This window comes from Pseudotabrizicola sp. 4114 (genome assembly GCF_031457365.1).
GTDB lineage: Bacteria > Pseudomonadota > Alphaproteobacteria > Rhodobacterales > Rhodobacteraceae > Pseudotabrizicola.
Genome location: NZ_JAVDWP010000001.1, coordinates 482,180 through 504,651, shown reverse-complemented (window position 1 = coordinate 504,651; position 22,472 = coordinate 482,180). Strand labels below are relative to the sequence as shown.

General features: G+C 65.2%; 14 protein-coding genes. 7 read left to right on the top strand and 7 right to left on the bottom strand.

The features are described from left to right. Window positions 1–38 precede the first annotated feature (38 nt). Entirely contained in the window at window positions 39–1,034 is a 996-nt protein-coding gene (locus J2X53_RS02505; protein WP_349035891.1) for a glycosyltransferase, read from the bottom strand. A gap of 187 nt (window positions 1,035–1,221) precedes the next feature. Here J2X53_RS02505 and galE point away from each other — a divergent pair, with 187 nt between their 5' ends. After that, the gene (gene galE, locus J2X53_RS02500) at window positions 1,222–2,208 is read left to right on the top strand and encodes a UDP-glucose 4-epimerase GalE (RefSeq protein WP_349036287.1); all 987 of its coding nucleotides are present in this window, start codon (window positions 1,222–1,224) and stop codon (window positions 2,206–2,208) included. A 13-nt stretch (window positions 2,209–2,221) separates the two neighbouring features. Here the strand turns inward: galE and J2X53_RS02495 are convergent, their stop codons facing one another. Continuing rightward, the gene (locus tag J2X53_RS02495; protein WP_349035890.1) at window positions 2,222–3,031 is read right to left on the bottom strand and encodes an ABC transporter permease; all 810 of its coding nucleotides are present in this window, start codon (window positions 3,029–3,031) and stop codon (window positions 2,222–2,224) included. A gap of 662 nt (window positions 3,032–3,693) precedes the next feature. Between J2X53_RS02495 and J2X53_RS02490 the strand changes: the two genes are divergently transcribed. Both J2X53_RS02490 and J2X53_RS02485 read left to right on the top strand, forming a co-directional pair. After that, window positions 3,694–4,776 carry a sugar transporter gene (locus J2X53_RS02490; RefSeq protein ID WP_349035889.1) on the top strand — a complete coding sequence of 361 codons (1,083 nt, stop codon included), beginning with the start codon at window positions 3,694–3,696 and terminating at the stop codon, window positions 4,774–4,776. 27 nt (window positions 4,777–4,803) lie between these two features. After that, window positions 4,804–5,457, top strand: coding sequence for an ABC transporter ATP-binding protein (locus tag J2X53_RS02485; RefSeq protein ID WP_349035888.1), 654 nt, complete (start codon window positions 4,804–4,806; stop codon window positions 5,455–5,457). Between the two features lie 37 nt (window positions 5,458–5,494). On the opposite strand, the gene J2X53_RS02480 is transcribed toward J2X53_RS02485, so the two are convergent. Together J2X53_RS02480 and J2X53_RS02475 are read right to left on the bottom strand one after the other, a co-directional pair. Beyond that, window positions 5,495–7,627, bottom strand: coding sequence for a M10 family metallopeptidase C-terminal domain-containing protein (locus tag J2X53_RS02480; protein WP_349035887.1), 2,133 nt, complete (start codon window positions 7,625–7,627; stop codon window positions 5,495–5,497). Window positions 7,628–7,695: 68 nt separating this feature from the next. Then, window positions 7,696–8,094, bottom strand: a complete 399-nt coding sequence (locus J2X53_RS02475; RefSeq protein WP_349035886.1) for a hypothetical protein — start codon at window positions 8,092–8,094, stop codon at window positions 7,696–7,698. Between the two features lie 194 nt (window positions 8,095–8,288). Here J2X53_RS02475 and J2X53_RS02470 point away from each other — a divergent pair, with 194 nt between their 5' ends. From J2X53_RS02470 to J2X53_RS02460, 3 genes are all read left to right on the top strand, one after another. Beyond that, window positions 8,289–11,519 carry a hypothetical protein gene (locus J2X53_RS02470; RefSeq protein WP_349035885.1) on the top strand — a complete coding sequence of 1,077 codons (3,231 nt, stop codon included), beginning with the start codon at window positions 8,289–8,291 and terminating at the stop codon, window positions 11,517–11,519. A 258-nt stretch (window positions 11,520–11,777) separates the two neighbouring features. Continuing rightward, complete coding sequence (locus J2X53_RS02465) at window positions 11,778–13,457, top strand: glycosyltransferase family 2 protein (protein WP_349035884.1); 1,680 nt, start codon at window positions 11,778–11,780, stop codon at window positions 13,455–13,457. A gap of 61 nt (window positions 13,458–13,518) precedes the next feature. After that, on the top strand, window positions 13,519–17,619 hold the full coding sequence (locus J2X53_RS02460) for a glycosyltransferase family 2 protein (RefSeq protein ID WP_349035883.1): 4,101 nt from the start codon (window positions 13,519–13,521) through the stop codon (window positions 17,617–17,619). An 11-nt stretch (window positions 17,620–17,630) separates the two neighbouring features. Here the strand turns inward: J2X53_RS02460 and J2X53_RS02455 are convergent, their stop codons facing one another. Together J2X53_RS02455 and J2X53_RS02450 are read right to left on the bottom strand one after the other, a co-directional pair. Then, the gene (locus J2X53_RS02455; protein WP_349035882.1) at window positions 17,631–19,106 is read right to left on the bottom strand and encodes a glycosyltransferase; all 1,476 of its coding nucleotides are present in this window, start codon (window positions 19,104–19,106) and stop codon (window positions 17,631–17,633) included. Beyond that, window positions 19,107–19,856, bottom strand: coding sequence for a sulfotransferase (locus J2X53_RS02450; protein WP_349035881.1), 750 nt, complete (start codon window positions 19,854–19,856; stop codon window positions 19,107–19,109). A 158-nt stretch (window positions 19,857–20,014) separates the two neighbouring features. Here J2X53_RS02450 and glf point away from each other — a divergent pair, with 158 nt between their 5' ends. After that, the gene (glf, locus tag J2X53_RS02445; RefSeq protein WP_349035880.1) at window positions 20,015–21,127 is read left to right on the top strand and encodes a UDP-galactopyranose mutase; all 1,113 of its coding nucleotides are present in this window, start codon (window positions 20,015–20,017) and stop codon (window positions 21,125–21,127) included. Between the two features lie 204 nt (window positions 21,128–21,331). On the opposite strand, the gene J2X53_RS02440 is transcribed toward glf, so the two are convergent. Further along, window positions 21,332–22,228 (bottom strand): DMT family transporter, encoded by an 897-nt coding sequence (locus tag J2X53_RS02440; protein WP_349035879.1) that lies wholly within the window; start codon window positions 22,226–22,228, stop codon window positions 21,332–21,334. Between the last annotated feature and the right edge of the window lie 244 nt (window positions 22,229–22,472).

Here is a 22,472-nt window from a genome sequence, read left to right as displayed (position 1 = left end):
TAATGCCGCAGCGCACAGATTGCGCCGTTAACATCCTGTTAATCAGGCTGCCCCGCCGGAGCGGTGGCCAACTGCATCACCCCAGCATGGCTCAGCGATCTGTCATCGGTGACAGCATCGCGAATCGCCCGCCACAACAGACGGCGAAACGCGGGCCGGGCCGCCTCGGGGTACAGCCGCGCCTGTCGCGGCCATTGCACCAGCCACAGCGGCAACAGCAGCCAGAACGCCCAGCCAGCCGCCAACCGGTACAGCAGCAGCCGGTTGCGGTGATAGTAGTAAACCTTCCACAACGGCGTCACCATGCCCCCCTCACCCAACGAGGCGGTGTCATGTTCAAAACCGATCTGAGGGGCAAATCCCAGCCGCCCACCGCCCCGGGTCAGGGTCATCGTGTAGATCGCATCATCGGCATAGATAAACAGCGACGGGTCCGGCAGCCCGGCCCGCTCCAGCGCCTGCCGCGACAGGAACAGCCCGACAAAGGACGCGCCATCAATCGGGCGCAGCGCCTGCCCGGCAAAGGCCGCGTCATCCAGATGAAACGCCGCCCGCCCGCCCCCCAGCAGCGTGCGCAGAAACACCCGTCTGTGCCAGAACGGGTTCACCGTGGGGCGGTTCATCCGGCAGATCCTGCCATCAGGGTGCCGCACCGCCGCCGCCACGCCCGCCAGCCCGTCAAAAGCGCCCTCTTGGTCCAACGCGTGAAACCGGGCAAGGGCCTGCGGGCCGGGCCGGGCGTCATCGTCCATCACCACAATCCAGTCGGCATCATGGCCTTGCCAAGCACAGGCCATGCCATGGGCAAAGCCACCTGCGCCGCCCCGGTTCTCACTCAGCCGCTCCACCTGAACCCGCGCATCCGGGCAATCCGCCAACCAGTCCGGCGTACCATCCGTGCTGGCATTGTCCACGACGATCACTGCGTGAAGCTGCTCTGGAGGATGGCTCAGCAAAGCTGCAAGCGTGCGCTGCACCTGTGCAAGCCGGTTGAATGTCACAACCACAGCGACCAGTTTCGCATTGGTCCGCATCAGAAACTCTGCATCGTCTGTTGTGTGAACCTGTATCGCCCCGGCCAGATCCGGCCCGCACGGTATGCGGCAGCAACGCCACAGGCTCAACCTCAAATGCCGGTTCCTTGCCGCAAAACCCCCGGTTTTCCGGTTGCCGCCCCAATCCACACATGTCACCAAGACGCAACCACAGATGCGGAGACGGATTTTGGATCATGTTCTGGTAACTGGCGGCGCGGGCTATGTCGGCTCGCATGCCTGCAAGGCGCTCAGAAATGCGGGCTTCATCCCGGTCACGTTTGACAACCTGTCCACCGGCTGGGAACAGGCGGTCCGCTTCGGCCCCCTGGTCAAGGGCGATCTGATGGACCGTGCCGCGGTCGATGCCGCCTTTGCGCAGTATCGCCCGGTGGCAGTGATGCACTTTGCCGCCCTGTCGCTGGTTGGCGAAAGCATGAAAGACCCTGCGCATTACTGGCGCGTCAATATCGGCGGCGCGCTTAATCTGGCCGAGGCGGCGGTCGCCCATGGCTGCCTCAACTTCATCTTTTCCTCCACCTGCGCCACCTATGGCGATCAGGATGGCGTGGTGCTGACCGAAGACACCGTACAACGCCCGATCAATGCCTATGGCGCCTCCAAACGCGCGATCGAGGATGTTCTGGCGAATTTCGGCGCGGCCTTTGGCCTGCAACACGTCATCTTCCGCTATTTCAACGTCGCCGGGGCCGACCCCGAGGGTGAGGTGGGCGAACAGCACCGCCCGGAAACCCACCTCATCCCCCTGATGCTGGAGGCGATTGCCGGTCGCCGCGATGCGCTGGTGCTGCATGGCACCGATTACCCGACCGCCGACGGCACCTGCATCCGCGATTACATCCACGTGACCGATCTGGTGCAGGCGCATGTTCTGGGCCTGCGCTGGTTGCTGGATGGCAAGGGCAGCACGGCGTTCAACCTTGGCACCGGCAACGGCTTTTCAGTCCGAGATGTCATCCGCCATGCCGGACAGGTCACCAACCGCCCGGTCCCGATCATCGAGGGCCCACGCCGTGCCGGTGACGCCGCTGTGCTGGTCTCAGGCAGCCAGCGTGCCGAAAGCCAGCTGGGCTGGGTCCGCTCCCATTCCACCATGGACCAGATGATCCGCGACGCCTGGGCCTGGGACCAGCAGCCGGGCTATCAGTCCTGACTGCCTGACCGCTTCAGCGGTTCAACAGATCCTTGTGATAGCGCCGCAGCAGCAGCATGCCAAAGACCAGTGGCAGCATGGAACATAGCAACACGTAACCGACCGACACATATTCGGGCCGGTACGTCGGGTAAAACCCTTCGCGCATCAGGCCGGTAATGTGCATCCACGGCATGTAGTACAGCACGTTCTGCGCGCCCTCCGGAATACCCTCATAAAGGAAAAATACCCCCGAGACGATAAACAGGGGCCGGCTGAGGATTGACCAGGCAATGTCCCACACTTCGATCCGCGTGCCCAGATAGCAGTTCAGGGTGCCGATCCCCAACCCCAACAGCGCTGACAGCCCCATCGCCAGAGCAATCAAAGGCAGATCAAGGATCGTCGTCGTGCTTGAGAACGCCAGAATGCCCGCGAAAACCAGGATGGTGACCAGCAAACCGGTCAGCGTGTTCAGAATGAACCGCGCCAGCAATGAATCCATCCAGGTGACGGCAGGATACATCAGCAAGGGTTTGGAAAACGAAATCGACCGCGCCGTTACATTCGAAATCGACTGATACAGCGAAAACGGCATGTAACCGGTTGCGTAGAACAACAGAAAGTCATTCCCGAGCGCCGGATTGCGAAACAACAGCCCGAACCCGACCGACATGACGATAATGGCCCCGACCGGCTCCAGCAAGGCCCAGGCATAGCCCCCCGGTGACCGGCCGTACCGCGTTGACATCTCGCGCAACATCAGCGCCGACACCGTGCGGAACGTCGCCCAACTGCGACGTTGTCTGGGCCGGTCCATCGGCAAGTGCGGAGTATTGGTCATTGCCATCGTGCTGCTCTCTGCCACCGTCCGTCAGTTCCCGCAGTCTGTTCCCACAGCCTGTTCCCGAAGTCGTGACACCGCACGACTTCACTATTCACCGTCGTAACATTCGATGCTCTGGTGAATCCGGCTCTGGTTATGTAGTAATGAAGTACAGAGTGCAAATTATTCAGGACGGGCTTAATTTGAGCGAACCGGCGAAACCGCACACGACAGCAGCCTCTCAGGCACCTGCGCCTGCCTCATCTGCATCTGCAACAGCGTCATCTCCCCTCAAATCGGTGCCCTCCCCTGCCCAGGCTCCGCCCGCTGCCAAGCCGGTAGCTGTGGCCCCGGCGGCGAAACAGGCACCCGTCCCGAACGCGGCCCCCGCTCCGCAGGTAGCACCCCCGCCCGCCAACCCCGCAGCCAAAATCGCGCCCGTCGCCGCCGCTCCGGCGGCCGCCGCCCCTGCACCAGCCGCCCCGCAACCGGCACCGGCGAAACCGGCTGCCGAAGCGCCAAAAGCACCCGCCAGCCCGGCTCCGGCAGCAGCAGCCGCCCCAAAACCAGCCCCGGCACCGGCCGCGCCCAAGCCTGCTGCTGTCCCTGATCCGGCACCTGCGGCTCAGATGCGGCCCGTGGCCGGTCCGGCAATGCTCAAGCGCCGGCATTATGGCCTGATGCTGTCTTTCCTCGCGCTTGTCATTCTCCCCGGTATTGTCAGCGCGTTTTATCTGTTTGCCCTCGCCAATGACCAATATGCCTCCCGCGCCGGGTTCACGATCCGGCAAGAGGATGGCAACAGCGCCAGCGCCATTCTGGGCGGCCTTTCGTTTCTGACCGGGTCGGCTCAGGGGGTAAACGCAGGCGTGCTGCATGAATTCATGCAAAGCCAGACCATGATGGAAAAGGTCGACGCCCGCATCGACCTGCGCGCGCATTACAAGCAGGGCTGGCCCACCGATGTGGTGTATTCCATCTGGGAAGATGCCACCACCGAAGAGCTGTACCGTTTCTGGAAACGGATTCTGCGCCTGTCTTACGATACTTCTTCCGGTCTGATCGACGTTACCGTGCAAGCCCTTGATCCCGATACGGCTCAGTCAATCGCGCAAGTGATTCTCGAAGAGAGCCAGATCATGATCAACCAGCTCAATGACACCTCACGCCGGGATGCCCTGATCAATGCCGACCGCGAGCTGGAGCAGGCAGTGGCCAACCTGCGGGTGGCGCGCGGCGCTTTGACGGTGTTTCGTGCCGAGTCGCGTATTGTGGACCCGATTGCAGATATTCAGGGCCGGCTGGGCGTCGTGTCCAACCTTCAGCAACAGCTGGCGCAGGCGTTGGTCGAACTCGACCTGCTTGACCCCTCCACCCGCGTTGACGATCCCAGACGCGCGCAGCTGATCCGCCAGATCGAAGTGATCCGCAACCGGATCGAGCAAGAGCGCAATTTCTTTGGCACCACCGGAAATTCGAACTCTGACGACACCTACCCCGAGATGATGGCCAAATACGAAGGGCTGAGCGTCGATCTTGAATTTGCCGAACGCAACTACACCGCCGCCCTTGCGGCCAAAAGCGCGGCGATCTCGAATGCCAACCGCCAGTCGCTTTATCTGGCCGCCTATATCCCCCCGACAAAGGCGCAGGATGCAGAATATCCAATGCGCTTTACCCTGATGGCCATGATCATGGGCTTTCTGCTGATGGCCTGGGCCACAGTTGCACTGGTCTACTACAGCCTGAGAGACCGGGGCTGACCGCATGCCGGTGGGGTGCTCACGGCCATGATGGTGTTTGAAGACCTGTCCAAAGGGTTCTGGGTCCGGGGCGAATGGTATTCCGTCCTCGACCATCTGAACCTGGTCCTGCCGACGGGAAAATCCCTGGCTCTGCTTGGCCGGAACGGCGCGGGCAAATCCACGCTGCTCAAGATCATATCGGGCACGATGCCACCGACCACCGGCCGCGTGATCGTGCAGGGCACCGTCTCATGGCCGGTCGGCTTTGCGGGCAGCTTTCACCGGGACCTGACCGGCGCGCAGAACACCAAGTTTATCGCACGGGTGTACGGCGTCGACACCGAAACCCTTACTGATTTCGTCGAAGACTTTGCCGAACTCGGCAAGCATTTTCACATGCCGATGAGCACGTATTCCTCGGGCATGTACTCACGCCTTGCCTTTGGCATTTCCATGGGCATCTCCTTTGACATCTATCTGGTCGATGAAGTCACGGCCGTCGGCGATACCCGCTTCCGCGAGAAAAGCGCTGCCGTTTTTACCGAACGGATGAAGCAATCCAGCGCGGTTCTGGTCAGCCACAATCCCAGCGATATCCGCAAGTTCTGCGATGCCGCCATTCTGCTGCATCAGGGCAAGCTGTCGTATTTCGACGATGTCGAAGCCGCGCTTGCCGCGCATGCCCAGCTGATGAAATGACCCCTGCGGTCAGGCCGGAATCATCTCCTCCACGCCGTCAGAAAATCGAGATGTGCTGATCCAGCACGTTAATGTCGGTAAATCCGACCAGAACAATCGTCGTGCCTGCGTCACCAAAAGACAGAACGGTATTGCCGTTGCCGTCAAGGCTGGCAAACCGGCTTTCAATCTGCTGCGGGGTCAGCGTGCCGAACCGCGACTCCCACAAGACACGGGTCAGGTCCAGCCTGTCACCATCGGCCGGTGAAAAGTCAGTGATCCGCGTGACCGCAGGGTCGCGGTAAAACACAAATGTGTCCGCCCCGGCCCCGCCCGAGACCGTGTCATTGTCCAATCCCGCCGCGATCGTATCATTGCCGTCGCCGCCGAAAATCAGGTCATTGCCTGGCCCGCCCCAGATGAAATCATCCCCGGCTCCACCATAGGCCTGATCATTGTCCGGCGCGGAGTAAATGATGTCATTGCCAGCCCCGCCGTCCAGCGTGTCACGGCCCACGCCCCCGGCCAATACATCCGCGCCGGTACCGCCATTCACCTCATCATCGCCAACGCCGCCCCAGACCTGATCCGGACCCGCCCCACCATAAAGCATGTCATTGCCGATCCCGCCGCCCAGAGTGTCACTGGCATTGCCACCATACAGCGTGTCAAACCCCTGCGCGCCCCAGACCTCATCATTGCCGTCACCGGCGTCAACAAAGTCATTCCCGAATGACGACCAGACCACATCATTTCCCGCACCGGCATAAATCACGTCATTGCCGGCAAGCGGCATGAAAAAGTTGTCCGCGTCATTGCCATAGATCGTATCCGCGCCTGTGCCGCCGACCGCGTTCTCAATCACCGTGCCCAGCGCGACCACGACAGTCCCGACCTGTCCGTAGACGTTGGAAATCCCGCCCTGCCGCATGTCTATCAGCTGCGCGGCACTGGTGCGGCTGAAATTCATCGTATCAACACCGCCGCTGTCCATGATGGTAAAGCCAAAGGCTTGCCCGCCAATCATCCAGCCAGGCCGCGCGGCGCCATCGAACATGACGCTCATCGCAACGCCCAGACGCCCGGGAATACTGGATTGCGCGCCCCAGACCGTATCGCCGGCAAAAACCACAGGTGACACACCATAAAGCATTTGCATCGCAAGAATATCTGCCGGCATCGGCGTGATCGGCAGATAGCTCGTTCCGGTGACATAACTGTTTTCGTCAATCCCGAAGTACGACATGATGCTCATCTGATAGCTGTCGTTCAGATAGTGGTTGTCCCTGCCATAAGCTGCATTCCCGTCATAAAATCCGCCGTGGCCAAGACCAAGCGCATGGCCGATCTCGTGCAGATAGGTCAGATAGGAATAGCTGCCATAGGTCGTGCCAAACGTGCCCAACCACCCGGTGCTGATCGTGACCTGACCCGTGGCATAGCTTCCATCGAATGCGATATTGACCGGCCCGGCATAGGCATAAAGCCCCGGGCCCGCCTGCGGGTCACGGTCCCGGAAGCTGATCGTTGCGCCCGCATTGCCCGTCTCGACAAAACTGATCCCGGTGTACGCGCTCCAGGTCTCCAGCGCCATGCGGGCCAGTTCGCGCCCCTCGGGGGACAGCGCTGACAGGTTGACCGTCAGGGCAGATCCCGCAGTCACCCCCGCCAGCCGCAACGCAGAGCCGGAGAGGCCCCAGCCCATATCTGTCAGCTGGCTCGCCCCCTGCTCAATCGTAAAGACATCCGTGGCCGTGCGCAGCGTATAGTGCCCGGTGTGGCCACCAACGCCGCGGACATCCAGATAATAAATCCCGCTGGTCGACGGCGTGAACCGGACCATCGACATCAGGTTGCCCGCGCCCGGCTCCGCGTCATCATTGAAGGCAACCTGTCGTCCGCCCCCATCGCGCACTGTCAGCATCGGATCGCGCAGCCCCGCAGCACCCCCGATGCCATAGGCCGTGAACACGTAGGTTTGCCCCGCCACCAGCTCGACCCGCACCCAGTCTGCATCCGGTGGGGTGCCGGGCGCGGCCGGATAGATGCCCCCGGAAAACGTATCCCCCACTGTAACCTGCGCCGTGGTGGCGACAGATCCGGCCACATCACCCGGTTCGCGCAGCGCGGCCTGCCGGATGGCAATTGGCCCATCTCCGGCCCCGGTTCCGAATGCGTGATCTTTTGCCATCAAACAATATCCTTGTGATCCGGCCCCGACGGGCACGCTTCAGGTCAACGCAAAGCAGCCACGATCTGTCATCGCAATGAAAGGTGCATCAAAGAGTCAATCAGCTCAGACCGTGCCGCATCATCCAGATCGGCGTCCTGCCGTGCAATGCCACGCATCTCGCCGGGCGGCTGCCCACGCCAGTCCAGCCGCGCCATAAAGCTGCGCGCAGTGGCCCGGTCTATCGCCAGCACGACATCTGCTGCGGGGGCACGCGTCACCAGCCTGCCCGGAAAAGCCGCCGCCAGACGCTGCCCGAACAACGCGCACACCGCTTCGGCATCCCCTGATTTGGCGCCTAGGCCGACACAGTCAAAGGTCAAGGGGCCAGCCACCCCGGCGCGCGGAGCAACCCCGATGCCAGCCACCAAAACCATCACGGCCACCCATTTCACAATGCGACACCATCCATCGCCCACGCCAGACATTACGCACTATCCTGAGCTGCGCAAAGGAGAATTTCGCTGATCCTGGGATGGGAAAGATCATCATATCCTCTGCAGAAACCGAACAAATTGAACAGCAATTTCAGCGAGCTTTTCATAACTCCGCTTGAAAAGCCCGAAGACCGCCCGCTTGCGGTCGCGGCCATTTCCCGGCCCTTGCCCACCCTCGCCTCCAGGTGTCGGCAATCGGGGGCTTTGATATGTTGCGTGTGGTGGAGCGTTTTGGCAGCGGCAATGCGGCTGTTGATCTGGGTGTCGTTGATCTGTCGGTGATCACTGGTCCGTCAGGTTTGCGGCTGGTGGCCTATTCGGGCACCAATGGCGGGGTGGCCACCTATCAGATAGCGCCAGACGGGCGGCTCGCCCCGATCGCAGCCAGCGCGATTTCAACCGGTCACGGCCTGCTGGCCGAAACAAATATGGCGGTGGCCTATCTTGGCGGCACCACCGCTCTGATGGTCGGCATCGCCGGGGCCAACGGCCTGACCGGCTGGGGGTCCAATCTGGCAGGCGCGGTCGGGCGGCCCTATTCGCTTGCACTGCCCGCCGGGTTTGCCGGGCGGATGCTGACCGCGGATCAACCGGATGCGGGCGCGCAGTTCTATGTCCTGTCTCCGGCAACCGGGCGGATTGCGGTATTCGATCCGGCCCGTGGCGCGATGACCGAGCTTTCCGGGGCCGGGGCAGCCCTGACTGGCAGCCAGACTCTGATGCAGGTGGCCGACGCGGGCGGGCCGCTGCTGCTCAGCGTTGATGCCACCCGCACGATCCTGACGGTGCACCGCCACAACCCGGCGGCCAACAGCCTGACCCGCACCTCTGCGCTGTCCGCGACCGATGGCCTTGCTGTCGCCAGCCTGTCCGATCTCGACGTGGTGCGCATGGGCGGCCAGACCTTTGTGATTGCCGCAGCGGCGGGGTCTTCCAGCCTCACCGTGATGCGGCTGTCCGCACAGGGGCAGCTCAGCATCACCGATCATCTGCTCGACAGCCGTGACACAAGGTTTGCATCGGTCCGGGCGGTCGATACGATCACCGTCGGGGATCAGGTCTTTGTCGCGGCCGGCGGCGGTGATGATGGCGTGACCCTGTTCCGCCTGTTGCCGGGTGGCACCCTGCAAGCCCTTGCCACCATTGAAAACAGCGTCACCGGCGGGCTGTCCAATGTCACGGCAATCGAGATCGTCCATTTCGGCGACCGGCTGTACCTCTATGTCGGAGGCGAGACAGAGCGCGGCCTGACACTGCTCGAATGGTCACTCGGGGATATGGGCGCTGTCATCGACGGCACCGGGCGCGGCGGCACTGTGACCGGCACCACCGGCGCTGATATCCTCACCAGTGGCGCACCCGGTCAGGCTCTGTCCGGCGGTGCGGGCAATGACGTGCTGATCGCCGCCGCCTCCGGCACCCGGCTGACCGGCGGCACCGGCAATGATAGCTTTGTGCTGCGCAGCAGCGCCACGCAAACCACGATCACCGATTTTCAGCGCGGGGCCGACCGGCTTGATCTGACCGACTGGCCCATGATGCGCGACGCAGGCCAGCTTTCTGTCTCCCCGCGCGGCGATGGTCTCACCATCAGCTTCAACGGCCGCAGCGTCACCATCCTCTCGGCAGACGGCCAACCGCTCACCCTGGCCGAAATCCTGCCTCAGGGCATCGGTCCGTCCCGCATTTCCGTCGAGATCCTGACCGCCAGCGCGACCGGCGGCTCCGCCCATGGCGAAGGCGACGGCGCCCTCAGCCCCGGAGGCCCGGACCTTACCGGAGGCGGCACCGGTGGCGGCGGCGGCACGGGCGGAGGCGGCACCGGTGGCGGCGGCGGCACGGGCGGAGGCGGCACCGGTGGCGGCGGCACGGGCGGAGGCGGCACGGGTGGTGGTGGCACGGGTGGTGGTGGCACCGGCGGCGGCGGTACGGGCGGAGGCGGCACGGGCGGAGGCGGCACCGGAGGCGGCGGTACGGGTGGCGGCGGTACGGGCGGCGGCGGCACGGGCGGCGGTGGCACGGGTGGCGGCGGCACGGGTGGTGGTGGCACCGGCGGCGGCGGTACGGGCGGAGGCGGCACGGGCGGAGGCGGCACGGGCGGAGGCGGCACGGGCGGAGGCGGCACCGGAGGCGGCGGTACGGGTGGCGGCGGTACGGGCGGCGGCGGTACCGGCGGCGGCGGCACAGGCGGTGGCGGCACGGGTGGTGGTGGCACCGGAGGCGGCGGCACGGGCGGAGGCGGCACCGGAGGCGGTGGCACCGGAGGCGGCGGCACAGGCGGAGGCGGCACAGGCGGCGGCGGCACGGGCGGCGGCGGCACGGGCGGCGGCGGCACGGGCGGCGGCGGCACGGGCGGCGGCGGCACAGGCGGCGGCGGCACAGGCGGCGGCGGCACGGGCGGCGGCGGCACGGGCGGCGGCGGCACGGGTGGTGGTGGCACCGGCGGCGGCGGTACGGGCGGCACGGGCGGAGGCGGCACCGGAGGGGGTGGCACGGGTGGAGGTGGCACCGGAGGCGGTGGCACAGGCGGCAGCGGCACAGTCATGCCCTCTGCCCCGGTGGAGCGGGCGCAGCTGGCGGACTGGACCACCGATCCGGCATGGGCGAACCCTTCCACCACCAGCCTTGACCTTCCCGGCACCAATGGCAACGACATCCTGACCGGGGCTGGGGGGCGCGATTTTCTGCAAGCGGGACCGGGGGATGACCTGCTCTATACCGGCTTTGGTGCCGACACGGTGTATGCAGGGCCTGGCCACGACACCATTCTGGCTGCGGGGGGCAACAATGATCTGTGGGGCGGCCCCGGCAACGACCTGATCCGTGGGCGGCACGGCGATGATCTGATCGGCGGCGGTACGGGTGATGATATGCTCGACGGCGGCGGCGGTCAGGATTCGCTCTGGGGCGGGCCGGGCAATGACACCGTCATGGGCGGCGGGCGCAACGACATGATGGGCGGCGGTGCGGGCAATGACCAGCTGTTCGGCTATGCCGGCGACGACCTGATCTTTGGCGGGCTGAACGACGATACAGTCCATGGCGGCACCGGCAATGACACAATCTGGGGCGGCCCCGGCAATGACCTGATCGCCGGAGGCGCGGGCAATGACACCATCGCTGCTGGTGCAGGCACCGATCACCTCTGGGGCAATGCCGGGGCGGATACATTTCTGTTCTACCGCCACTATGGCACGACCTACATCCGCGATTTCGATGCCACCGAGGGCGACCGGATCCACCTGATGCACTGGATGTTCGATGGGCCTCCCCCCACCGGGGCGCAGATCGTGCAGCAATATGGCCGGCTGACAGCCGAAGGGGCCGTGCTTGATCTGGGCGGTGTCAACACGCTGATCCATATCCCCGGCGTGACCGATCTGGCCGACCTGGCCGACCATATCTACGTGATCTGACATCTGCCGGTGACCTGCACCCCGCGCCACCGGCCCATACCAACTGAAAACCCGACACCCTTCAGCCCATCAAGCCATCTTCGGTCGACATGTTTTGGGTGGCAATCGTACCGGTTTTGTGGTGGCTTGGCGCATGATCCGTTTGCTTGCTCCGACCTCACGCGCACCTTCTGCTTATCCGTGCCGCACAGATTTCGTCGCCCTCCGGGCGGGTACACCCGCCGCCACAGGTGCCCCTCTTGCCGGACGGAGCCTGTGATGATGCCGTCAGCCCCGCCGCAGATCTGCGTGATCGTTCCCGCCTATAACGTCAGCGCCTGTATCGGTGCCGCCATCGCCTCGCTCCGGGCGCAAACCTTTCCCGGGTTCGAGGCGCTGGTGATCGACGACGGCTCCACCGATGACACCGCCGCACAGGCCCGTGCCGCCATTGGCACAGACCCGCGCTTTCAGCTGATCCGGCAGGCAAACCGGGGCCTGTCCGGCGCGCGCAACGCCGGGCTGGATCTTGCCCGCGCGCCGGTCATCGCGTTTCTCGACGGCGACGACCGGTTCGAGCCTGCGTTCCTGCAAACCCTGCACGACGATCTAGACACCAGCGCCGCCGGTTGGGTGGCCTGCGGAGTCGCCTTTTGTACGCCTGACGGCAGCCGTCATCCGCATTCCGCAATCCATGGCCGCCCCGAGCCGGACAACCCGCCGCTTGCCACGGCCTATCCCCTGCCGGACTGGGCCGATGTCATCTGCCATTTCCCCTCGGCCTGGAACAAACTGTACCGGCGTGATTTCATCGGCGATCTGCGCTTTGACGAGGGCACGTGGTATGAAGATCACACCTTCTTTCATCGCCTCGCCGCGAAAACCGATGTGCTGCGCCATATCCCCAGACCGCTCTATCTTTACACGCTGGAGCGTGAGGGCCAGATCACCCGCACCGACAGCGACCGCGTGTTCGAGCAATTCCCGGTGTTGGAAACCTCGGCCGAAATCTTCCGCGCCGCCGATAAATCCGGTGCCGGAACCGGGCTGGCCCGGCTGGCCACGCGTCTGTGTTGCGAACGGCTGGAGGCGATCACTACTCCTGACCGCGCCGCCCGGTTCCGGCGCGACGCCGCCCGCTTCTTTGCCCGCCACCAGTTGCACCCCGACTGGCGCTGGGACCGCCACCTGAGCGCGCTGACCGCCCTCAGCCTGACGGGGGATGCGCCTGTCATCATCCGCCAGCCCGCGCCCGGTGCCGCGCCGCACCCGCTGCCCGCGCCTGACTCGCCCCTCGCGCCGCTGTTCGGCCGCGCCACAGCGGACCAGCCCATTGGCAACGACCGCCTTGTCATCGACCTGCCCGCACAGGTTCATCCTGACCATGCGGCCTTGGCTCAGGCGGCAGAGGCGCTGCTGCACAGCGATCTGGCGGCGGTTGTGCTGCCGCTGATCCAGCCCGGACCGGATGCACCCGCCCGGCCCCTCACCCCGGATGACGCCTTCGATCTGGACCCGGCGCAGCAAGCCATCCTGACCCGCGCCAGCTTTGCCCGCCCGCCCTGTGGCGCTGACGCGCAGCTCACCCTGACCGGACAGGCACTGTGGCTCAGTCGGGCGCAGGCCCCGGTCGCATGGGCATCCACGCCCATCGCCGCCAATGCCCAGATCCCCCTGCCCCCCCTGCGCAACCGGGTGCGGGCGCTGGAGCGGTGGCAGCCCGATGTTCCGCCGCCGCTGCCGGCCGGCTGGCACCGCAGACTGGCGCTTCGGGCCGCCACGGCCCATCTGGCCGGGATTCACCGACACGGCGGGCGGCACTATCCCAAGGCCCTGCCCTTGCTGCTGCATCTGTGGTGGGTCGGGCTGTGGCGCGGCTGGATCGGCACCCCCGGCACGGTGGACCCGGCCACGCCGCGCATCATCCGGCGCATTCTCCGGCTGCCGCCCATCGGATGATTGCATCGCCCGGCCCCGCGCCGCATAACCAAGCCCAGATCAACACCGCAAAAGGCCCCGGATGATCCCCTTCCGCACAGCAAACGGCGCCGCCTTTCACTGTCAGGTAGACCCTGCCTGGACCTATTACGCCAACCTGAACTTCTACACCGACACCCCCGATCACATCCCGTTTCACCTGTCGCTGCGGCTCAGCGACGGGCTGGCGGTGGTCAACCGCAAGGACCGCACCGGCTGGCACCGCGAAGAGCATCACGCCGTCACCTTCCCCAAAACCCGCTTTTCCGTCCGGCTGACCTTTGCCGCCCAGACCGTCACCGTCGATCTGGACGGAACCGTGCTGGGCCGCTATCGCAGCCTGCCCCGCCTCGACCGCCACGCCCGCTTTCTCTTGCGGCGCGGCTACCCCGACCTGCGCCGGATCACGCAATGCGGCGTCGAAGGTGCGGTGCCGTGGGAGTCCATCGAGACCCGCGACCAGACCTTCGACCGGCTGTGGCAGGGCGTGCAGCCCGGCAAGGGGCTGGTGCTGACCGACCGGATGGAACTGGCCGAGCAGCTGCCAAGGGGTCAGACCACGCCGCGCCATGCAGTGATCCTGCCCGGATCAACCGCGCCCATCCCGCTGCGCCCCGCCACGCAGGCGCAGACATCGGTGCCAAACACCTTTGCCCTGCCCGAAAGCATCGCCGCAGTGCTGATCCCGGGGCGGATCTGGCTCGACACCGGCCCCGAAGACTCTGCCCGCCTGCACGTGATCGACATTGCATCGGGGCGCGCCCTTGCGCCGATGCAGATCAACCGCACCGCCCTCGCCGACCGCCTGCTGCGGCTGACCACCAGCGGCAGTCTCGGCCACGACGATCTTGCCGCCCTGCAAGCGATTGAACATGTGCGTTATTCCGGCCTGTGGCAGACCTTGGGTCCGCAGGTGCAGACCGCCCTGCGCGCCGCCGCTGTCCGCTTTGGCCGGACGGATTTTCTGCCCTCCACGGCCATCTCGGTCACAGCCAAGGCCCCCGCTCTGGCCGCCGCCCCGCGCAGCGCCGCCGCCTCGCCTCTGGCAGACCTCACCGCCGATCTTGCGCGACTTCTGGCAAGCCGCCCTGATCGGGCGGCATTGTCAGATTGGCTTGCCACCGCCCTGCCGCAACTGACCGGCACCGATACCGAACAGCTTGCCCTCACCCTCTGCCCCAGCTTTTGCGAACAGAACGCCTTTGACCTGCTTTACCCCGCCATCGCCGCGCGTGGGCTGCCCCCGGTCCGCCCCAGCGACGAGGTGGGCTATGTCTCGTTGCGCCTGCCGTTTCAGTTGATGGCGGGCGACCACGATCAGGTCATCAACCGCATGCACCTTCTGGCCAACCGCCACGGCGGCTGGCTGGCCAGTTCGGCCTTGGGCTGGATCGCGCAGACCGTGGCCCGCCCCGGCACCCTGCCGGTGCCCGAGGCCAAGCGCCTGCAGATCCTTGACGCCTATTGCGCGCTGATCACCGCGCAGGCCAAAGACCCCTGGGGCCGCACCCCGTGCCGTTGCCTGATGGATGGCATGCTGGCGCTGATCGTAGAGTTGCCCCGCCTGCCGCCCGATCTGCGCGCCACGGTGACAGCCACCGCGCTGATGGCCTATGGCCTGTCGCCCCGGTTCTGGTCGCGGCTTTCCACCGTCACCGACGCGCGGACCCTGTCCGCCTCCGCGCCCGACCTGTTGGCGGCAAAGCGGGCCTTTGCCACGCTGTCTGACCCGGATCAGACCAACCCGCACCAGCACGCCGCCGCCCTGTCAGAGCTTTCTCGTCTCAACGTGCAAGGCACCGACTCCGCAGCGCTCTGCCTGCTGCCGACCGACACCCTGCGCCAGACTGCCCCGTGGCACCCTGACCTCCTGCTGCGCGACCTGTTCCGCCCCGGCGCAACGCATGATGCCGATTTCGACGTGCCCGCCGCCCTCACCCGCAGCCTGCCCACGCTTGGCCGCGTCACCCGCCCCTCGCCGTTCGAGATGCTGGAGCGTCGTCTGGGCGAGGCTGCCTTTACGTTGATCACCACATGGCCCGACACGCCCCCGGCGCAGCGCATGGCCGCGCTGCAACGCTGTCTGACCGACGCCCTCGCCCTCTCCGGCCTCGCAGCCGGGCATCTGGGGCTGGCGGTCAGCCTCGGCCTGCTGCGCGCGCTGCGCAGCGATGCCGACGCGGTCAGCCTCATGCTGACACAGCTCCAGCACCTGCGCAACAGCGGGGAAATCACCGCTGCTGCGCTCGCCGCCTCGCCCGCCGCCCAGCAGGCCCTGCGCGCCATGCACACAGACTCCGACCTCGCCGCCCCGGTCCACACCGCCCTTGGCCTGCCCCAAAACCCCACCGCCCATGACAACACCCCGCCCCCCGACGCCGCCACCGCGCTGTTCAACACGGTCGTCGTGGTCATGTCCTGTCGCCCCAACCTGGCCACCCGCATCCCCGCCATGCGCGCCAGCTGGCTGGCCGACCTGACCCGCCTCGGCATTCCCTATATCGTCGTGGTCGGTGGAGAGCCGAAGGCCCCGCCCGAGCCCGATATCGTCTGCCTCGACGCCCCCGATGATTACGAAGGCCTGCCGCAGAAATCCCTTGCCGCCATTGCCCATGTTCACCAGCACTTCCCCGGCCGCCGGATGCTCAAGGTCGATGACGACTGTTTTCTGCATGTCGAGGAATACTTCTTCAGCCTGAGCTACCTGCGCGCCGATTACTACGGCCGCCCGCTGGCCCGCGCGCGCGGCCAGATGGACCGCACCTGGCATATGGAGAAATCGGCCTCCCTGCGTGGTCGCCATGATCTGGACAAATCGCCCGAACCTTCCACCTATGCCGATGGCGGTTCGGGCTATCTGCTCAGCCCGCCCGCCATCAGCGCTCTGCTGACCGCCGCCGACACCGCCGAGGGCCAGCGCCTGATTCAGGCCTCGTTCATGGAGGATAAGCTGGTCGGCGATCTGCTGTCGCTCTCGGGCATCCACGTGACAGGCGATGGCTACCGCGTCCACGTCCTGCGCCATGCGCGGCCCGGCGGGCTGGCGGTGCCGAAATGGGAAAACGCCTGCCTGCCCTTTGCCGGATCGGACGTCAAGCTGGCCCATCTCGACGGCCACACCTTGCAAGCCGAAGCCGCCCGCGTGGCCAAAACCCGCCGCCCGGCAACAGGCAAGATCTGGCCCACCCTGTTGCCCGCTCGTCTTGGCGCGCAATCCCACGCGCTCGACCTGATCTCGCCGCCCGCGCGGCTGGACCGGGCCAGCACCGCCCCGGTCGCGGTGGTGGCCTGCCTGCGCAACGAAATCACCATGCTGCCGCATTTCCTGAGCCATTACCGCAGCCTTGGCGTCGACAGCTTCCTGATCGCCGACAACGGGTCCGATGACGGCACACTCGAGTATCTCGCCGACCAGCCCGATGTGGCGCTGTTCTCGGTCGATTCCGACTACGGCCAATCGCATTACGGCGTGCTCTGGCAACAGGCGCTGATCGCGGCCTACCGCGCTGACCGCTGGTCGCTGATCGCGGATGCCGATGAGCTGCTGACATGGACCGCAGACGCCAGCGGCCACCTGCCCGACCTGCTCGCCCGCCCCGAATTCCAGGACTGCGACGCCGCCCGGATCTTTATGCTGGACATGTACCCCCAAGGCCCGCTCTCCGCGACCGACTTCGCCGATCAGGCCCCGTTCACCGCCGCCCCCTACATCGACCGCGCGCCGTTCCTGAGCACCTCGCTCGGGCGCGGCCCGTTCTCTGATGCCCCGACCTGGACATCAGCGACCCGCCACCGCCTGTTGCCCGGCTCGCGACCCGAGCTGTTCGTGGCCCAGAAAATCGCGCTGCTGCGCTACCAGCCCTGGATGCGCCTGACCGACGGGCTGCATTATGTCGGCGAAACCCGGCTGTCGCCGCGCGCGCTACTGTTTGGCCATTTCAAATACAACGCCGCCTTCCGCGCCAAGGCGGTGTCCGAGGTGGCGCGCGGCCAGCATTTCAACAATGCCGAAGAATACCGCAAATACCTTGACCTGATCGCCGAGGGGCGCGAGACGATCTTTGACCCTGCCGTATCGGTCCGCTGGACCGACAGCCCCTTTGTGCAATCGGTCCTCACCACAGGCCAGCCGCCCCCGCCTTAACGTCTCGCGCCTCAGCCGCGATAAAGCGCCAGCAGCTTGTCGATGTGCGGCCCCATGGTCTCTGGCACCATGGCCCCGCGCCAGTAATCCTCCGCCACGATCTCGCCCGACAGGATCGCCCTGATCCGCGCACCGAACACCGCCATGTCACCAGCCGGAAACACGAACTCCGGGCTGTTGCCCAGCTCGCGCGCGCCGCCCAGATCGCTGCACAACAAGGGAATACGCCGCGCATGCATCTCGATCGCCACCTGTGGCAGGTTATCCTCCCACATCACCGGCAACAGGCCGACGCCCACATCTTCCAGCAGCCGGTCCAGATCGCCATGGCCGTAGCCATCCTGATGCTCAAACCCCGCCATCCTTGGGGCCAGTGCCGCCAATCGCGCCATCACCTCCGCCTCGCCCCGCCGCGCGGCCACAACCAAATGCAGGCGGGCCAAATCGGCGTCAGGCAATGCCTCCAGCGCGTCGAGCAAAAAGTAGAACCCCTTGTCGCGCCGCATATAGCCGAAATAGGCCAGTTTGACCGTGCCATCGGGGCGCAGGATCGGCCCGCGCTCCGGCGCTGTGGCATAGTTTTGCGCCTCCACCGTGCCGATGTAATTCGTGACCGCCTTGTCTGCGCGTATCCCTTCGCGCAGCGCGATCTGCCGCACCCGGTCCGACACGCAGAGCACCAGATCGCACTGCGCATTGATCCGCTGCACCATCGCCGCCCGGCGCTGCACAAACGCCAGCCCGGCCTGCACCCGCGCCGCCTCCGCCTGCCTCGACCCCGCCAACAAGGTCTGCCGCTTGCGCTGCCCGCGCAGCCGCCCCAAACGCCGCCCCAGACCAAAGATCACCCGGAATGTCTGCCGGAACACCCAGCTGTCGGGCGCAATCCCCACCACTTTCATCCGGTAGGCCAATCCATGCCCCGTCCGGATCTGGCCCGCGTTCCAGCTGTTCGGCAAACACGTGACGCAGCGCCGCCCCTGCTCGTCATCGACACAATTGCGCGCCTCGTCCTGCCAGAAATTCACCTGCGGGCAGAACGGGTAATAGTTGTGCAAACTCAGCACCAACCGGCTCGCCGGAAACCGCTCTTTCAGCCGCAGCACATCAACCGGAATGCCTTCCAGATTGTTGAAATGGATCACATCATAGGGGCCGGTCCGCGCCAGAAAATCGAAAAACACCGCCTCGGTCGCCGGATGGCTGACCTGCGCGGCCTGCCCGAACGACGCATGGCCGGGTGCCAGCGTCCCCGAGTTCACCAGATCAAACCGCCGCGCGCGGTCCTGCTGCGGGCCATGACGCATCTTTTCCCAGCGCGGCTGTCGCCGGATCGGATCATACGAGGTGCCACAGGCCAGAAACGACGGCTCTACACCCTCGAAAGCGGCGAGCGCCCGCATCAGATTGCGCTGATACAACGACACGCCGCCGCCACGGCCTTCCGGGTCCAGATAATCGACCCAATTGACATAAAGAATTTTCATTCAGCTCAGTTCGTCTTCCAGCCAATCGGCATGACCAAGCTGCCGCATATAGGCCTCGATCGGTTCTGGCACCTCAAACCGGTCGAGCACCCGGTTGGCACCTTGCTTGACCAGCGGCGATGCCATCGCCGGGTCTGGCGCAACCCCCAGAAAGCCACAGATCTGCGCGTTGAACTCCGGTCTGAACATATCACAATACTCTAGCGTGATGCTGGGGTTGGGCAGGGTCTGCAACCACGCGGCAAACAGAAAATCCATCGCTGCGTATTCGTGCCATTGATGGCTGATCAGTTGCGGCGTCGCAACGATCTTTTGCTTCATCTCGCGCGTCCGGCTGGTCTGCGCCCAGGTCAGCGTCTGCATCGCCTTCAGGTAAGACGCCACCTGCGCCAGCCGGTTGTTGCGATGCACATAGATGATCGACATATCCGCCAGCTCTGGCAGCTGCGTCAGAACCCGGATGTTATGCCCCAGCATCAGCTTGAAGCCGATCCGCTTCCACGGCTCCGCTTCATAACGCTCAAAAAAATCCTTCAGGAAATAGCGCGGCGCAGTATCGCGCGCAAAAAGCCGACCCGTATCGTAGTCCGACTCGCCGGTTTCGATGATGGAATAGGGGTTGAACACCTCTCCCGAACAGGTCACCTCGGGATGCGAGTTCAGCAAACTCATCAGATAGGTGGTGCCGCTGCGTGGCAGGCCGATGATCACAAACCGCCTGCCCGCCGCCCCGTGTTCTGTTTCCGCCATCTGATCCTGCCTGCCTCTCCGCCCACAGATCAGGCGGATACACCGTAATTTCACAATCGCAACAGGCAGGGCAAGAGGTCAGCAGTCACATTGCGGTGCAGGTTGTGCCCGCACCCCATGGCGTCTAAACATCTCAGCACCCAAAGCGGAGTTGTTGCATGGCCATTCTGATTGTCGGTGCCGGGTTCTCGGGCGCAGTGATCGCGCGAGAACTGGCCGAAGCCGGTCTGCACAGCACCGTGATCGACAGCCGCGACCACATTGCCGGCAATTGTCACACCGAACGCTGCCCCGAGACCGGCGTCATGGTCCACCGCTACGGCCCGCATATCTTTCACACCGACGATGCCGGGGTGTGGGACTATGTCTGCCAGCGCGCCACCATGATGCCCTATCGCAATCAGGTGAAATCCACGGCGCGCGGCACGGTCTATTCGATGCCGATCAACCTGCACACCATCAACCAGTTCTTTGGCAAGACCCTGCGCCCGGCCGAGGCGCAGGCCTTTATCGCCAGCCGCGCCACCCCCGCAGATGCCCCGGCTGCCAACTTCGAGGAACAGGCGCTGCAGATGGTCGGCCCCGAGATCTATGAGGCGTTCTTCAAGGGCTATACCGAAAAGCAATGGGGCCTGTCGCCCCGCGCGCTGCCCGCCTCGGTCCTCAAGCGGCTGCCGATGCGATTCAGCTATGATGACAACTACTTCAGCCACCGGTTTCAGGGCATCCCGCAAGAGGGTTACACCGCCCTGATCGCCCGCCTGCTCGACCATCCGCTGATCACCACCCAGCTGAACACGCCCTATCAGGCCAGCATGGCCGCCGGCGCGGATCACATCTTCTGGTCCGGCGCGCTGGATGGCTATTTCGGCTTCCGCCTCGGGCGGCTGGGGTATCGCACGCTGGACTTTGAGCGGTTCACCGACAGCGGCGACCATCAGGGCTGCGCGGTGATGAACTACCCCGACCCCGACGTGCCCTATACCCGCATCACCGAACACAAGCATTTCGCGCCATGGGAACAGCACGCAGGCACCGTCTGCTACCGCGAATATGCCCGCGCCGCCGGGCCCGATGACATTCCCTACTACCCGATCCGGCTCAGCGCCGAACAGACCCTGCTGGCCGAATACGAGGCGCTGGCACGGGCCGAAACCGGCGTCACCTTTGTCGGCCGCCTGGGTACCTATCGCTATCTCGACATGGATGTGACCATCCGCGAAGCGCTCGACACCGCCCGCGCCTTTCTGGCAGGCAAGGCACAGGCCTGACTGTCGCGACTTCAACAGAATGGAGCGCGCGACACGCGCAAGCTTTTTGTCTCGTCGCGCACGTGCCGCGCGTCTCCTCAAAGCGCCTCCGGCGGGAGTATTTGGAAAGCAGCAATGCAGGGACGATGCCCTTGTGATTGCTGCTTTGGAAATACTCCGGGGGGAGCCGAAGGCGGGGGGCAGCGCCCCCCTCCACGCCGGGGCCTAGAGCACCTCGGGCACCACGTCGCGCCGGCGCTTTCGGGCCTCGGCCCAGGTGATATAGCTTACCGACCCCACGATCACCGCGCCGCCGATCAGCACGAACAGATCCACCGCCTCACCAAACACCGCCCAGCCCAACAGCGCGGCCCAGATCAATTGCAGGAACACCACCGGCTGCGACACTGCAATCGGGGCGGCGGCAAAAGCGCGGCTCATGCAGTAATGCCCCGCTGTCGCGCAAACGGCCACGACAGCCAGCCATGCCAGTTGCACGAGGCTCATCGGCACCCAGACCCAGAGCGCCCACGGGGCCAGCGCCACAGTCACCACCAGCGACAGCATGGCCACGATCTGCCCGGCGCTGGCCACCGCCGACAGGCGTTTGGCGAACAGGTACGATCCGGCAAAGAACACCGCCGCACAGATCTGCGCGATATGGCCGTCCGTCACCTCGCGCAGGCCGGGCCGCAGCACGATCAGCGCCCCGATCAGGGCCACGCCAATCGCCAGCACCCGCCGCAGCGACAGCCGCTCGCCGAAAAACACCACCGTGCCCAGCGTCAGCAGCACCGGGTTCAGATAGCCGATCGCGGTCACCTCGGCGACCGGGATCCGGGCCATTGCATAAAACCAGCACACCACCGCCGCCACATGCACCAGCCCGCGCCCCAGATGCAGCCGCAGATGCAGGCCCGGCAGCCCGCCGCGCAGCATCGGAATCAGGGTCGGCGCCAGAAACACCACGCCCCAGCCAAACCGGACAAAGGCCGATTGCGCCGCCGGAAGATCGGTGCCCAGATAGCGCACGATCCCCGTCACCCCCACAAAGCTGAGGCCGGAGGCAAGCATCCACAGGATGGCCTGTACGGGGGTGTCGGCAGGTCTTGGCGCAGTCATGCCCGCAACCTGCGGTGCGCGCCGGACAGTGACAAGGGGCTTATTGTAACCGTAACATCTGCGCAGCGTGGCCACGGCTCGGCGCTACCCTGATCGTACCGGACCCGGTGTCAGCGCCGGTCCGGCTTCGGGGCAGATTATTGCGCCAGCAGCATAGCCGGACACGAGCCGCCCCACAGAGTGGCCAAAGCAGCGTGTCTCAGGGCAGGAAAGGACCGGCAACGTCGAGACTTGCCAAAAAGAT

What these genes read in the sequence shown, in the direction of transcription:
- J2X53_RS02505 (WP_349035891.1), bottom strand. Translation starts at nt 1,034, where the DNA reads ATGCGGACCAATGCGAAACTGGTCGCTGTGGTTGTGACATTCAACCGG.
- J2X53_RS02495 (WP_349035890.1), bottom strand. Translation starts at nt 3,031, where the DNA reads ATGACCAATACTCCGCACTTGCCGATGGACCGGCCCAGACAACGTCGC.
- J2X53_RS02490 (WP_349035889.1), top strand. Translation starts at nt 3,694, where the DNA reads ATGCTGTCTTTCCTCGCGCTTGTCATTCTCCCCGGTATTGTCAGCGCG.
- J2X53_RS02485 (WP_349035888.1), top strand. Translation starts at nt 4,804, where the DNA reads ATGATGGTGTTTGAAGACCTGTCCAAAGGGTTCTGGGTCCGGGGCGAA.
- J2X53_RS02480 (WP_349035887.1), bottom strand. Translation starts at nt 7,627, where the DNA reads ATGGCAAAAGATCACGCATTCGGAACCGGGGCCGGAGATGGGCCAATT.
- J2X53_RS02475 (WP_349035886.1), bottom strand. Translation starts at nt 8,094, where the DNA reads ATGTCTGGCGTGGGCGATGGATGGTGTCGCATTGTGAAATGGGTGGCC.
- J2X53_RS02465 (WP_349035884.1), top strand. Translation starts at nt 11,778, where the DNA reads ATGATGCCGTCAGCCCCGCCGCAGATCTGCGTGATCGTTCCCGCCTAT.
- J2X53_RS02460 (WP_349035883.1), top strand. Translation starts at nt 13,519, where the DNA reads ATGATCCCCTTCCGCACAGCAAACGGCGCCGCCTTTCACTGTCAGGTA.
- J2X53_RS02455 (WP_349035882.1), bottom strand. Translation starts at nt 19,106, where the DNA reads ATGAAAATTCTTTATGTCAATTGGGTCGATTATCTGGACCCGGAAGGC.
- J2X53_RS02450 (WP_349035881.1), bottom strand. Translation starts at nt 19,856, where the DNA reads ATGGCGGAAACAGAACACGGGGCGGCGGGCAGGCGGTTTGTGATCATC.
- glf (WP_349035880.1), top strand. Translation starts at nt 20,015, where the DNA reads ATGGCCATTCTGATTGTCGGTGCCGGGTTCTCGGGCGCAGTGATCGCG.
- J2X53_RS02440 (WP_349035879.1), bottom strand. Translation starts at nt 22,228, where the DNA reads ATGACTGCGCCAAGACCTGCCGACACCCCCGTACAGGCCATCCTGTGG.